Source organism: Rubritalea spongiae (assembly GCF_042652385.1).
Lineage (GTDB): Bacteria > Verrucomicrobiota > Verrucomicrobiia > Verrucomicrobiales > Akkermansiaceae > Rubritalea > Rubritalea spongiae.
The window spans coordinates 1200417-1214679 of the sequence record NZ_JBHSJM010000001.1 but is presented as its reverse complement, the minus strand read 5'-3'; the positions used below and the strand labels follow the sequence as shown (position 1 = coordinate 1214679).

The following is a 14263-nucleotide window of genomic DNA, read 5'->3' as shown; positions in this document are numbered from 1 at the left end:
AAGGCCATGCCAAAGAAAAGAGGTTTTGAGAGATTCATGTGCGAATAAAGTAGTTTGCAAAGGGCGTCTGGCAAGTAGATTTGGGCACATCTCACCAGACGCAGAAGGAGTACAAGGCTTAGTCAATAATGCGAGAAGCGAGGAGTTCTCTCTGGTAGAGAAGTTCCTTTGGCATCGAATGATGTAGTTTGAGAAAGAGTTCTCCTTGGCTAAGAATTTCTTGTTCCCATTCTTTCGGGGAGATCTTCATAACTGCATCGAAATCGTCGTCGCTGAAGTTTTCTAGGCCATCTATATTGAAATCTTCTACTTGAGGAACCCAGCCAATGGATGTTTCGTGACCCAGTGCGCGGCCGTGGCAACGATCGACGATCCACTCTAGTACGCGCATGTTTTCACCGAATCCAGGCCAGAGGAACTTGCCTTCTTCGTCGAGTCTGAACCAGTTGACATGGAAAAATTTTGGAAGGTTTTTGATGCGTTTTCCCATTCTGATCCAATGTCCAAAATAGTTGCCCATGTTGTAACCGCAGAATGGAAGCATCGCCATCGGATCACGGCGGACGTTGCCGATAGCACCTGCTGCTGCTGCTGTAGTTTCGGAGCCCATCGTAGCTCCAATGTAACAGCCGTGAGACCAGTTGAAGCCTTGGTAGACGAGAGGCATGGTGGTCTTGCGGCGACCACCAAAGATGATGGCTGAGATTGGGACGCCTTCAGGGTTTTGCCATTCCGGGTCGATGGTCGGGCATTGTTCAGCTGGAGCTGTGAAGCGTGCGTTTGGATGAGCTGCCTTGACACCGTTTTCGCCATCGGCGGGAGTCCAATCATTGCCTTGCCAATCAATGAGGTGACTTGGAGCGTCTTTAGTCATGCCTTCCCACCAGACATCGCCGTCATCAGTGAGGGCGACATTAGTGAAAATGCAGTTCTCTTTCATCGAATCCATCGCAGTAGGATTGGAGTTGTAGGAGGTGCCTGGTGCGACTCCAAAGTAGCCAGTTTCTGGGTTGATTGCATGCAAGTGGCCGTCTTCGTGAGGCCAGAGCCAAGCGATGTCGTCGCCGACAATTGAAGTTTTCCAACCTTCTTTACGGTATTTTTCAGGCGGGACGAGCATGGAGAGATTGGTTTTCCCGCAGGCAGAAGGGAAGGCTCCTGTGACGTAGGTTTTTTCACCAGTGGGGGATTCTAGACCGAGGATGAGCATATGCTCAGCCATCCAGTCGTGTTCGCGGGCGATGTTAGAGGCTACGCGAAGGGCAAGGCATTTTTTTCCTAACAAGGCATTTCCACCGTAGCCGGAGCCGTAGGATGCAATCTCGCGGGATCTGACAAAGTGGACGATGTATTTCTCATCATTGCAGGGCCATGGCACGTCGTCTTGCCCTTCTTCGAGCGGAGCACCAACTGAATGGAGGCAGGGAATAAAGAAACCGGGTTTGGTACGGCGGGATAGAATTTCACCTGCAGCTTCTTTTTCGAGACGGTCCAACACGTTGGAACCCATGTGGGTCATGATGCGCATGTTAAGAACAGCGTATGGCGAGTCGGTGACTTGGACGCCAATCTTAGCAAGGGGTGAATCGAGTGGTCCCATGCAGAAGGGAACGACATACATGGTGCGTCCTTTCATAGATCCTTGGAAGATATCGAGAATCTTTTTCTTCATTTCGCCTTCTTCAGCCCAGTTGTTGGTCGGGCCGGCTTCATCTTTACTTTTGGTGGCGATGAAAGTGCGTTCCTCAACTCGGGCGACATCAGATGGAGCAGAGCGGGCGAGGAAGCTATTCGGTCGCTTTTCTGGGTTGAGTCGGATGAGTGTGCCTTTTTCAACGAGCTCTTCAGTGAGCTGGTTCCATTCTTGTTGTGAGCCGTCACACCAGTGAACATCTTTAGGCTCGCAAAGGGCGATCATTTTATTGACCCATTTGGTCAATGCACGGTGGCGGGTGGGTTGCTCTGTTGTCATCACCTAACAGAGGAACAAGAATTGGCCAAGATAGCAACCTAAAGACGATGAATTATCCGTTGCCATGAGTATGAATAAAAAAGCACCCAGCTGTTTTGGGTGCTTTAGTTGAAAGGTGTGGCTGTGTTCTTGGAGACTAACTTTAATCTTCTGCTTTATCGGCTTCGATTTCTCCGCTCTTGGCGTTAACGTGAAGTTCCCGTTTATTAGCATCTTTGTAGGCTTCAATCTCCCACTTTCCGTCGTCGAAGTTCACTTCAACAACTGGTGTGTAGCCTTTGTTTTCGATCATCTCGATGACCTTCGAGAGGGGGAGCGCGTCAGCAGGAGGTTTTTCATCTGCCCATGTCGTTGCTGAGGTAATTCCGAGTATGGTGAGGATTGAGAATAGTTTCATAAGTTGAATGGATTTGAACATTAGTTTAATGTGATTACTTGAGAGAAATCAATCAAGTTCAATGACTGTGATTAGCGCTGTAGGACCTACAGCATTTATGAAGCTCCTCATCCAGCTTCACAGGAGTCTGTTTGCAATGGTTTCTTATTCCACGGCATTTTTGCAAGGAGAAGTCCCATACCGCAGAATCCAGTAGCTCCTGCGAGGAAGAGGCCTGCTCCTGTTCCAACAAGAACCCATGCCCATGCTGGATTAACAAAAATGGCCAGTAGCGCAGCGGTGATATTGATAATGCTGACAGTGAGGTGAACTTGGCGAATGAGGGGGAGGCCACTCGGTGTGTTTCGTACCACTGGTTCTCCTGCAGCTTCCCAGGCTTGGAGCGAACCTTCTAGCAGAGCTATTTTGAGACCTTCAGATTCTAATTTTTGAGCAGCTTTTGCAGCGCGGGCTCCAGAAAGACAGGTGAACAAGATTTGCTTTTCCTGTGACTTAAAACGTAATTCACCAGCATTGATATCATCCAATGGGTGGAGGTTAGCGTCTTTGATGTGAGCTTCTACAAATTCGGAAGGAGTTCTGACATCAGCTAAGTAAAAAGCGTTGCGGTTAGTGAGGTATTCTTTAACAGTAATGGTGTCCATGACTTGTAGTCTTTGATTTCTGATTTACACTATATCGCGATAAAGGAATATGCAAAAGAAAAAATCAAACGGAAGTTCGATGTTAAGTGAGGTGCAGTTAGAGGAAATTGCCAAGCTGTTCAAGATTCTGTCAGAACCAGCACGGCTCAAGTTGATCTCTAGTCTGATGGCTGGAGGATTGACGGTTAGCGAGTTGGTCGATCAGACTGGCTTAAAACAAGGGAATGTCTCAAAGCATATGAAGATCTTGCTAGATGCAGGTTTAGTGCAACGTGAGAAAGAGGGAAACTTCGTACGTTACAGCATCGCGGAGCCAATGTTGTTTGAACTGTGCCAGCTTGTCTGTGCACAGGTGGAAAATGCGGCTGCTGAGAAGCTGAAATGCGTGAAGGGCCAGTGATCTAGAGATTTAGATGCTTTGCCACGTTCTGACGCGTTTGCGCAGGTCGTTTTCGACTTGGAAATGTCGAGTGCTGATAGTGAGTTGCAGGCGTCTTTCCCATTCAGAATCAGGCTTGCTAGATTTTGCGTGAGAGAAGTGAGTGATGTCTTCGAGGGTGATGGCGCGCTCGGCTGGTTTGGTGGGATCCGTGCCGTGTTTGTCGACGCTATTGACCAGACTGTGGGTGAGGGCAAGTGTGCCGAAAAGCTCACAGAGTGTGAGTTGGCGAAAGCGTTCGCGAGCACTCTCGTAGGCGGCTTCGGCTTGGCTTTCTGGTAGGAAATCGAGATTTCTGAAACTGTCACCGACGTGCGCCACTGCTTGTTTGAGGGTGTCGGTGGTGTGGTCTGATGACACTAGGTTAGTAAGATTATTGCGCACTCGAGTGACTTCTTGGGTAATAGTAAGTGTCGCGTAGGTGCGGAAGAGTCGACGGTAGAGGTTACGGCCGAGGTCTGCGAGCTTGATCTGCATCACATCTGCGGGCACGAGCTCCGGCTTAACGGCGTAGAGCGCTCCGAGATGTTCCAAGATGGGTTGCATGATGGCTTCGTAACCTGGAAAGGTGACACCTGTACCTCCGACGCGAGCTTGGCTGGCACGTTTATAATATGCTTCAACGGCGTTGGCGATGGGGTCGACACCTGGAGCGCTCGATGGTTTGAGCGCATACATGAGTGTCAATTGATCGAAGTTAGCAAATGAAAGGGCTTTGGGGCCTTCGGTTTGGATAAGTTTCCAAGCTGCTGCACGCGCCTCTTTCATGTCGTCTCCATTTTCACGGAGTGATGGATGCTGAGTGGCGCGTTTGAGGTTGAGCGGGTTGTGTGCTTCAAAGAAGCTGAGGATTTCCTCACTTGGTTGAAATGTCGGGATCGTGTCGTCGTAGGATTTGAATTCACCGTAGTGTCCGAGGATGAGTTTGGTGAAGCGAGGGTCAGCACCGGTGTCGCCATTGGCGGTGAGGTAGCGGTCTTCTAACTTGTGGCTGTATGGATTTTTTCCGAAGGCGAGATTAGCGATAGCTTGTTTACAGCAAATGTCAGCGGTAGGTGTGACAAGTAGTGGGAAGGCAGCGTCCTGGCAGACACGCTTGAGTTCGGTGATAAATAATTCGACGAGATCGTTGAAATTGATTTCGCCAACAGCTTTGACTGGAATGCTGTTGGTCTGGCCGATTGCAAATTTATTTTGGGAGGAACTTGCCGCATCGGTAATTTTCTTGAACTTGGCAACGATGGTCGGCATCTGTGTGCGCAAGTCGCGAATAACGAAGGGCATGGCTCCTCCGGGCACGCCCGCGGAGCAGAGCTTTTCCTTCAGTTGCGGGTCGATGTCGTCATCTTTTCGCTGTGGACTCGGCCAGATGCTTCGGCTTTTCTTCAGAAGTGACTGGTAGGATTCTTCATCAGAAATGAGTTCTGGTGCAAGGTCTGAGAGTGAATGGTGAGAGGAGCCACCAGCGAGTGGTCCTTCAACCGTTTCAATGGAATCGATTCCAAGCTCAATGGCTTTTTGAGCGGCTTCTTTCGAGCTGTTAGAGTTGGTGGAATGGATGTGTAGCTCGATTGGAATATTGAGCGGTTTGAGATAGCTTTGTAAGGCTGGGAGCAGTGATGACATGCGTTTGGCAGTCATTTGACCAGACATGTCTTTGATCGCGATGTGGGTGAATCCGTTGGCGACGAGCTGTTTTGCATAATTGACGAAATACTCGTCGGTGTAGCGCTCTGGGGCGTGTGGATAGTGGCCGAAGCAGATAGCTCCTTGGAGGATGATATTCTCTATTTGTTTGACGGATTCAGGTAAGTAGAGGTTGTCGATGTCATTGAGAGCATCGAAACAACGGATTTTTGAGATACCGTTTTTGATGAATTCGCGGAGGGTGGCTTCGACTACATCTTTATCGTAATGACGGAAGCCAAGAGCATTTGCGCCGCGGAAGAGCATTTGTAGGTCGAGTGCTTTTTCGCCATTCTCTTTGATCAGCGCATTGTTGAGGGCGTCGGTGATGACGAAGGGGTTGTAGCCGTTGCTAATAGCAGTTTGGAAACTTTGGCCTCCTGCTACTTCAGCGGAGTTAAAACCTGCTCGCTCAGTAGCAGCGAGGACACTGGCCATCTTGGCGGTATCGAGCACCCAGTCGGTGACTGCTAGGGTGGACTGTTGACCGTCGCGAAGGCTGAGATTGGTTTTTAGAATTGGAGTTTCCATAGTTTGTACAACAAGAGTTTTAATGAATGTAGGAGTGAAAGCAATAGTTTGGATCGTTAGAAGCCCAAGAAATCCATGAGTTTTTTATTAAGCTCTCGGTTTTGTCCTCTGAAGGGGAAGCAATGAATGTGGATGGCTGGGTTGAAGTTCATCTCGATGATCGAATAGTTCTCGGGCGTGGCTGGTGCAGAAATGTCTGAAATCATCATGTCGAGTCCAGTGATGGCGACGTCGAGAGCCTTGGCCGCTTTAATCGCAACTTTTTTGTAGCTAGGGTGGATCTCGTCAGTGAAGTCAATGCTGTCTCCGCCGGTGCTGATGTTTGAGTTTTCGCGTAGGAAAATGGTTTCTCCTTTCGCTGGGACTGAGTCGAAGTCGAGGTTTTGTGTTTCCAAAAATATTCTCTCTGCGACCCCAGTGTTTATTTTTTCAAGCGGTGTGACATAGCCTTTACCGCGCAGTGGATCTTGGTTTTTTTGATGCACGAGTTCTGTGATAGTTGAGGAACCATCGCCGGTGACGTTGGCAGGAACGCGGTGGAGAATGCCGACGACTTCGCTATTGATGAGGAAGAAGCGGAACTCGCGACCAGGAATGAAGGGTTCGATGAGGATGGTGGAGTCCTCTGCAAAGGCGAGGTCGATGGCCTGAGCGTAGCGATGTTCTTGTTGATTTTCTTTGAGGATGCTGATGCCGAGACCGAAGTTGGTGGATTTCGGTTTCACTACGATTGGTTGATCTTTGAAGCGTAAGAAATCTGCTTTAGCAAGATCAGTATGAGTGTAGTCGGCGCCGAGTGGAACGCTGAGACCTGCAGATTCTAACACTTTCTTCGTCACCAGTTTATTCTCCATCATGAGGATGGTAGCGTAGTTGTCTTTGGAGGTTTTTGTAGCTTGTTGGACGTACTCGATATGTTGACCTTTTTGGAATTTAACAAAATTTTCTGAGCGGTCTAATAGCTCGAAGGTGACACCGCGGCGCAGGGCTTCGCGCAGCATGAGTTGCGTGGAGAGTTCGAGGTCTTCGAGGCCCGCGAAGCGAAATGTACTTTGTTGGCTTTCTGTGCGAAACTGTTTGGCTTGTTCGAGATGGTAGTGAATGAAGCCAGACTCGCGGATGTGTGATCGTGTGTGCTCGAGTGGATTGAGCGACGGGGTGATGACTTGCTTTTTGAAAGTATCGAGAGCGGCTGCGTATTCTGAGTTTGTTTCAGGGAGGAGCTGGCTGAGCTGATCGAGAAATTCGAGGACGACTTGTTGGGCTCCATTTTCAAATGGAGTACCCTGGATGTCGGTGAGTTTGCTGGTGAGGCCGCAGCAGGCGCAGTGGTATTGATTTGCTGTGGCGATAGCTTGTTGCTGCTGGTTGAATGGAGACTCGTCCTGGTGGGCGATTGCCCAGAGCATGAAGAGGTGGAGGAGTTGAAGGCTTTGTTCGCGGATGCCCACTTTAGTGGTGGGGTCGAGGTCTAGCAACCGTACTTCGAGGTGCGTGATTTCACCAGTATGGAGGTTGGTTTTTAGACGAATAGGGCTGTAGAGTTCTTTTTCGTGGATGAGTTTTCCTGCGTCTACAAGATCGCGGATGGAGCGGTGGAAGCTGGGCCAGTCCGAGTAGTCGAGGGTGAAGTCTTCGTTATTGCGATAGCCGCAAATGCTGGCGCGAATGGAGACAGATTTTTGTCCGCAACAGGTTTGTGGATTTAGATTAGGAAGGTCGGGGCAGATGGTTTGGTAGCTTCTATCGGCGGCAGGGGAATTTCCAGTGAGAGCGACAATGAGCCAACGGTAGCGCATCATGTTGCGAAGTGCTCGCATGTACACCTTGGCTTTGAAGTCCGCTGGACTGAGCTCTTGGCATTGCAATTCTGCTTGTAGGCTCGCGAGTAGACTTTCGGATAGGCTGAGATTGACGTGCACACCGGAGATCATTTGTTTTTTTCGACCGTACGTTTGGGCTAGGAAACGGCGGTAGTGGTTGAGTGCACGGTGTTCGGAGTCGAATTGGGCTAGTGGGATTTGTGAACCATCTTCGGGGAGTGCTGGTGGCATACTCTGTGGCCAGAGGTATTCATGGTCGAGATTTTCGCTGACGATGTCGTGAATGGTTTCCATGAACCCGAGCGCCTCTCGGGCAGAAGACATCGGCGGGGTGATCATTTCGAGTTGGCTTTCCGAGAAGTCGACGGTGATGTAGGGATTGGCTAGTTTGTCGCCAAATGCTGCGGGGTGTGGGGTGCGTGCGAGTTTGCCCTCATGGTCGACACGGACGTGTTCTTTTTCTAAGCCAAATTTCCCTTGGAGTAGCTTGGCTTGGATAGCTGGAGCGCTGAGGGTGTCGCGAAATGTCATAGCTCATGATCATGTGTTTTTAAGAATTTTCCAACGAATTGTGCTGTTTGTTTCATTACGATTCTATTAGCGGAGAGAAGTAGCCAATGAGTTCCTATAGTGTGAGTAGATACAAGGTTTTCATTCTAGTAAAGCACCTGCACTGGTCATTGAAAGTCTTACCGTTGACAATCTAACGCATTATAATGGCTTCACAAGCTATACGGTGTTTGGTAAGCGATGGCTAATGGAAGTTCTAAAGAAAAGTACTTGGTGCTGTGTATTGTTGGGCTTTGTAGTGTTAATGCTTGTATTGTATGGTTTGCACCTTCTGACTCGCAACGCCTCGATTGAGGACGCTGTATCGTCAGAGCGACAAGCAGAAGTCGAGCACAAGTTTCAACGCGAGCACCTTACGCATGGTAGGAGAGAGGGAAACTCTCATTTTACTAAGGCGAAGCCAATGTCAAGTATGGCTGGTACTACGGGGTCGGGCTATCAGTATGAGCTGAAAGAGTTGAACTATGCTCCAATGATAGATCGTGAACAGAGGAGGATTCAGATGGAAGAAATGCGACAGATTGAGGACCCAGAGCTGCGTATGGAAAAGGCTCGCGCTCTATCGCAGCAACGGATGCAGCAGCGCAGGGCGTTTGAAGAGTCTCTCACGGCAGAGCAAAGACTGCAGAAACGGCTGCTTCAGCGCCTCAGCCTCGTGGATAAGATGTCGCAGAGCCTCTATCGTATGGAGTACGATGGAGAGCTGGATCAAAAAATAGTGAAATACCGCCAAGAGGTGCAAGCTCTGGTGGCAGCCTACTCGGATTATCAAGCTGATATCTTGAATGAACAGCTAAGTGCGATGGAGAAGACTGCTGAGCAGCTTCAGCAAGAAGTGCGAGCGTGGCGTAGGCCTAGTACTGAGAGCTAGTCCGTGTACTGGAGTTCTTGGCAGATTGGTTGCAATGTTTCGAGAGCGGGTTCCATCCACTCTGCATAGTTTCTCCACTTGTCGATAGCACTGGTGTAGATGGGTTTGGCAACGTCTGCATATGTGGGTGAGTGGACGTGCTTCTCACCGGCGCGTTCGAAGAAGCGTTCTTGCTGGTCTTGCCAATCTAGGCTGAGAAACTCGGTGGCGGTCCGACCTGCTGTAACGGTGTTGCTCACTGTGTCTTCATAGCGCGTGATAAGACGCTGTTTGTCGGGGAGTTTTTGATAGAGGGTATGCCAGACTTTGGTGAAGTGGTGGAAAGCTTCTGCTGTTTTGTTGAGGTCTGTCCAAAATGAGCCGACCCAAGAAACGCCGACCATGGGGAGGGTGAAGGCACTCCATACTACGGAGCGCGGGTCGCGCAGAGCGAAGAGGAATTTTGCTTCGGGATGAGTGCGTAGAGCGAGCAAGGCTCCGTCAGTGATTGCAGGGTTTTTATCGAGTATGATTTTTTGCTGCAGCGGAGTGCCGAGTTGCTGCTTGAGATCGTTATAGTAGTGTTGTGCTAGTTTTTTGCACTCGGTTTTTGGAAGGCTGTGGATGTACTGAAGAAATGCTTGCACGTTTTCTTCTTCAGAGCTGCCCTGTGGGCGGAATTTTGCCATACAGGGGTCAATGATTTGAGTTTGAAAGGAAACGCGTTCGTCTGAGGACACGAGGCCTGTATTGGCATCGAGGATGTTTTCTAGCAAGGTGGTGCCCGAGCGGGGGTGGCCAATGAGGTAGTGGATCTCTCTATGGTGGCAGGAGTGCTCTTTCCACTGATTGAGTAAGTTCGGGTCCCAAGCATGGTAACAGGCTTGCAGGCGTTGGTAGCTCAGGAGCTTGCTTTGCTGCATTTCAGTAATCTTAGCTTCGCCGACGAAGAGGCTGTTGAGGCGTTTTGATTCCGTGAGTGCAGCATAGGCGCCACGGTAGTCCTTGAGCTTGTCTTTCGCGGTGAAGAGTGTGTGTTGGGCCTCTATTTGGCTTGTGAGTGGCAGGGAGCCAGATTGAAAAAGATCAGTAAGCAGGTCGACCGCCTTGTCGGCCTGCTGCAGCTTTGAGAGTAAGTCAGCTTTGAGTGTGGCGGCCTTTGCCTGAGCAGCAGGAGGCAAGGGCGTATTTATCCGTTCCAGTTGTTGGTAGGCTTCTTCATGGAGGTTGAGCCGCTCACAAACTTCTGCGCTGGCTAGCAGGCCTAGAGCGTGGGCCGGCTCTTTGCAGAGTGCTTGATGATAGAATGCTTTGGCCAAGCTGAAGCGGTCCAGCCTACGCGCGAGGTCGCCTGCATAAAAAAACTCCTGCGCGCTGGCCTTTGCATTGGGTCTCAAGCTCTCTAAGGTCTTACGTGCAGCAATGCTTTTCTCCGCGTGAAGAAGCTGTTCCGTTCTACGTAGAATGGATTCAGGGCTATGCTGGGTGGTGTGTTTTGGCATGTTAGAAAATGTTGCGTGCTGGATAGGGGAAAGACTGCGTTTGTGGGGGCTGATGGCAAGCAGAAAGGCTAAGAGGGGGGGTGTTAGGTTTGGGTATAAAAAAGATAATAAAAATCTTGTTAGGTTGGTTCGTGTTGTTATTTGTCTATCAGTGTTATGAAAAAGAAAGTGCTCGTCCTAACTGCTACAGGTCTTTCCCTTGTGTTTCTCGTCGCTGCAACGAGTACGGATCAAATCACCAACCCAGAGTCAGAAAGCCTCATTTCGAATTGGTTAGTGGTGGGGTCGCCTAATACGCATTTTACGCCGGGGGATCAATCTTTGACGGTGGGGGATGATTCGCAGGCCACTGGTGAAGGTGCTGTAGCGTTTGCTGGAGCGACAGCTAGTGGTGACAAGTCAATGGCAGTGGGTTGGTATGCTCAAGCTGATGATTTTAATGCTATCGCTATTGGTAATGCTGCTCGTGCAGGTTATTATGCCGTAGCTATTGGTGATGTTACTTATGCAACTGGAATTTCCTCATTTGCTGCTGGATCTGGGAGAGCTTCAGGTATGACTTCAGCAGCAATTGGCTATCAGGCACATAGTTCAGGTGGGTACTCAACAGCAATTGGCTATCAGGCACATAGTTCAGGTGGGTACTCAACAGCAATTGGTATTTGGTCTCAATCCACTGGCGAAGCATCCCTTGCGTTTGGTGGAGGGCATGCGAGTGGTGATTCCTCGATAGCTTTTAAAGGTTCGGCAACTGGGTTATCTTCTATTTCTTTAGCTAGAAATAGTGTAGCCTACGGAGCTGACATAACAGTTATGGGTAAGTTTAATGATGTAGGCTCAGCAGGATTTAATGATGACCCTTATTTACCTCACCCGGATGGCCACCTCGTCGTTGTTGGAAACGGAACTGATAATTATACTCGCTCTAACGCCATAGTCACAAAACATAGCGGTGAAACATCCCTCATCAATAAGCATTGGGAATCGGCAAACCCATTAGCTGACGCCACGGACGACCCTTATGGCGATGGAAAAGCGCTTGTTGTGGAAGGGCATGCCCTGCTGAAGGGGAAAGTAGTGTTGGCAGAAGCCCAAGGTGATATCTCGATGGGGGAATTCGGCCAGTAAGGTTGAAAAGAAATGTTCTTGGCGTCACTGAGAAGTGACGCTCTTGTTATTATTTAATCGTTTGACACTGTGAGTGAATCTATCCACCTGCCAAAAACGCGTTGGCGTGCTTCTGCTGCTGCCACGTCAGCAGCCATGTTTCTTTCCACGCTAGCACCCTTTGCGGAGCCGGTACTCCCTCTATGGTGGGCAGAGCGTGAGGTGATCGATGCCACTCAAGATTCAAACAACTATGGTGTGGCCAATCTCGGCCAAGCCAAATGGATGGCCACCCAGGCTCTCGCAGAATTGCGTCAGCGTGTACCAAGTATTGCATCTCAGATAGTTATTACATCAGTTTTTCCAGAAAAGCCGGAAAATCCTGATCAAGCGTGGTATGATGCCCAGAAAGCACCGCTCAACCTCGGCCAGCTTAAGGCACTAGCAAACCCCTTTTACGGCCGTCTGCCACAAGCTTGGACTGGACCCCAAGCGTTACAGACTGGGGTCATCACAGATCTCGAAAACTGGGCAGGTGTTCCATGGGATCGAACTACTCCAGTTGCAGATAATCTCAAACCTGCGAACATCGGCCAGCTCAAGTCGGTGTTCTCTCTTCGCTTCGCTCAAGATGTGGATAATGGAGGGATCGGAGATGGCTTGCCAGATCTTTGGGAGCACGTTTTATTAAATGGTCCTGAGGGGGCTATCTTTACAGATATTGAGCAGATTACTTATGAGAGCCTCTCTGAGATTGATGAGGATGAAGACGGGATAGGAGACCCTTTCGAGCGCTGGGTGATTGATTATGATCCAAATGACGGCCTACATACTCTCGCTGATGTTCACCAAGATAACGATAGTGATGGACTAATAGTCATTGAAGAATTTGGTTTTGGTACAGATCCTACAAATTCCGATGCACTCACTCTGATAGGCACACCAGCTAGTGATATGCTAGTGGGTGGAATCGCTGATGATCTATTGCGAGGGTTAGAGGGTGATGATCTGCTTCAAGGGGGAGCTGGGAATGATAGTTACAGTTGGGAATGGGGGCACGGTTGGGATTTAATTATCGACAGTGAAGACCGTAGGGCGGTGACCAATGAAATCGTCTTTGGGGAAGGTATATCATTTGAGAATATTAGTGTCGAGTATGGTTCAACATCTGGCATGAGTTACCATGATTCATCATGGGGAGCGTCGCCAGTTGGCAATGACCTGCGGATTGTACTCAACCACCAAACCAATGATGCATTGACTGGAGGTGTTTTAATCAAAGACATTACCCAAAATGCAAACGAGTGGAGCTTCAGGTTATTTGATGGCTCGGTATATAACTACACAGATTTTCTTAAGGAAATCATCTTTGGTTACAGCATGGAAATTGTGATTGATGGATATACTGGTAGTGAAACTCTAACAAATTTCCCGTTCCTAGTGAAACTTAGTAATATATGTGGTTGTTATAAAGGTTTTCTAACAAGTGATGGACGTGACTTACGCTTCAGAGATAGCCAGGGTAATCTTCTTGATTATGAGATAGATACTTGGGATCCAGTAGGCGATTCTTACATATGGGTGCGCATTCCTACGCTCACACCAACAGGCACTAGTATTACTGCAAGTTGGGGGAGTCCTGCAGAATCTAGTTCCTTAAGCTCTTTAAATGACGGATCCGTTTGGCAAACGAACTACCAAGGGGTCTGGCATCTGAAAGATGCAGAAGATTCTAGCTCTGGTGAAAATCACGGCACGATCAATGGTACGGATACCGTCCTAGGGAAGGTGGGTAGTTCTCAAGACTTTGAAGGTGCAGATTCTATCCCGCTAGATGTGAGAGCCTTTGCTGATATTACAGACTCGGTAACCATAGAGCTCTGGCAGTTTGGAGACAGTGTTCAAGCTCAGCGCGATGTTATCTTTCAGGGCTCAGCTCTAGGAACTCGCCAGCTCAGCGTGCACCTCCCATGGAGCAATGGTAAAGTGTTTTGGGACGCTTTTGGGGACTCTGGGAATTATGACCGAATGTTAAAAGCTGCTAACCCTGGGCAATATAAAGAACAATGGAATCACTGGGTGTTCCAGCGAGAAGTAGGCACCATGCGGATTTATTTAAATGGTGCTCTTTGGCACTCAGTCTCAGGAAGGAATAGGAGTTATAGCCCAGTGAATAGCTTTAATATTGGATCCAATAATGGAAATGGTCATCATTACGATGGCATTATTGATGAATTTAGAGTGTCGAATACTGCACACAGTGCTGATTGGGTCTTAGCCAGCTACCAGAGCGCAGCAGACCCGCATAGTTTTGCTAGTTATCAGAGCATCAGAAAACAAGGGGATGGAGATGGTGACAGCATTTCTGATGTGTGGGAGCAAGCTGTTCTCACATTTTATGAAGTGTCGAACATTGGAGGCATCACTTCTATCGGTGACCTAAATGGGAATTGCATCATTGATGACTATGAGACTGTCAGATCTGCCGACGTAAGTTCTAGCGGAGGTACTTATGGTGTATACGGTGAGTTTGGAGACATGGATTCTGACCTCATTGCTAACCGAACTGAGTTCTTTGCAGAAACTGTACCAAATACCCAAGATGACGAAACTGCACTTGATGATTCGAAGTCCGAGGAGGCAGGGGACCTTATTATTTCTGTGATTGGTCTTGGAGTGTTTGAAATCAATGAGACTTTGGGTGGAATGGCTCCTGTTGAGTAATGGTTAAATCTAACAAAG

The 14263-nt window shown here is 48.9% G+C and carries 10 protein-coding genes; 4 read left to right on the top strand and 6 right to left on the bottom strand.

What is annotated here, in order from left to right:
• Positions 1-118 precede the first annotated feature (118 nt).
• The 3 genes from ACFPK9_RS05620 to ACFPK9_RS05610 form a co-directional block, all read right to left on the bottom strand.
• On the bottom strand, positions 119-1972 hold the full coding sequence (locus ACFPK9_RS05620; protein WP_377093844.1) for a phosphoenolpyruvate carboxykinase (GTP): 1854 nt from the start codon (positions 1970-1972) through the stop codon (positions 119-121).
• A gap of 142 nt (positions 1973-2114) precedes the next feature.
• Entirely contained in the window at positions 2115-2369 is a 255-nt protein-coding gene (locus tag ACFPK9_RS05615; protein ID WP_377093843.1) for a PepSY domain-containing protein, read from the bottom strand.
• Between the two features lie 107 nt (positions 2370-2476).
• Complete coding sequence (locus ACFPK9_RS05610) at positions 2477-3013, bottom strand: rhodanese-like domain-containing protein (protein WP_377093842.1); 537 nt, start codon at positions 3011-3013, stop codon at positions 2477-2479.
• A 49-nt stretch (positions 3014-3062) separates the two neighbouring features.
• Here ACFPK9_RS05610 and ACFPK9_RS05605 point away from each other — a divergent pair, with 49 nt between their 5' ends.
• Positions 3063-3413, top strand: coding sequence for an ArsR/SmtB family transcription factor (locus tag ACFPK9_RS05605; protein ID WP_377093841.1), 351 nt, complete (start codon positions 3063-3065; stop codon positions 3411-3413).
• Positions 3414-3422: 9 nt separating this feature from the next.
• Here the strand turns inward: ACFPK9_RS05605 and ACFPK9_RS05600 are convergent, their stop codons facing one another.
• Positions 3423-5669: a hypothetical protein gene (locus tag ACFPK9_RS05600; RefSeq protein WP_377093840.1), complete on the bottom strand. Its 2247-nt coding sequence runs from the start codon at positions 5667-5669 to the stop codon at positions 3423-3425.
• 56 nt (positions 5670-5725) lie between these two features.
• The gene (gene gshAB / locus ACFPK9_RS05595; protein ID WP_377093839.1) at positions 5726-8023 is read right to left on the bottom strand and encodes a bifunctional glutamate--cysteine ligase GshA/glutathione synthetase GshB; all 2298 of its coding nucleotides are present in this window, start codon (positions 8021-8023) and stop codon (positions 5726-5728) included.
• A gap of 226 nt (positions 8024-8249) precedes the next feature.
• Between gshAB and ACFPK9_RS05590 the strand changes: the two genes are divergently transcribed.
• Entirely contained in the window at positions 8250-8933 is a 684-nt protein-coding gene (locus ACFPK9_RS05590; RefSeq protein WP_377093838.1) for a hypothetical protein, read from the top strand.
• Here ACFPK9_RS05590 and ACFPK9_RS05585 read toward each other — a convergent pair.
• Complete coding sequence (locus ACFPK9_RS05585) at positions 8930-10414, bottom strand: sulfotransferase family protein (protein WP_377093837.1); 1485 nt, start codon at positions 10412-10414, stop codon at positions 8930-8932. The genes ACFPK9_RS05590 and ACFPK9_RS05585 overlap by 4 nt on opposite strands.
• A 156-nt stretch (positions 10415-10570) precedes the next feature.
• Here ACFPK9_RS05585 and ACFPK9_RS05580 point away from each other — a divergent pair, with 156 nt between their 5' ends.
• Entirely contained in the window at positions 10571-11542 is a 972-nt protein-coding gene (locus ACFPK9_RS05580; protein ID WP_377093836.1) for a hypothetical protein, read from the top strand.
• A 69-nt stretch (positions 11543-11611) separates the two neighbouring features.
• Positions 11612-14245 carry a DUF2341 domain-containing protein gene (locus tag ACFPK9_RS05575; protein WP_377093835.1) on the top strand — a complete coding sequence of 878 codons (2634 nt, stop codon included), beginning with the start codon at positions 11612-11614 and terminating at the stop codon, positions 14243-14245.
• Positions 14246-14263 lie beyond the last annotated feature (18 nt).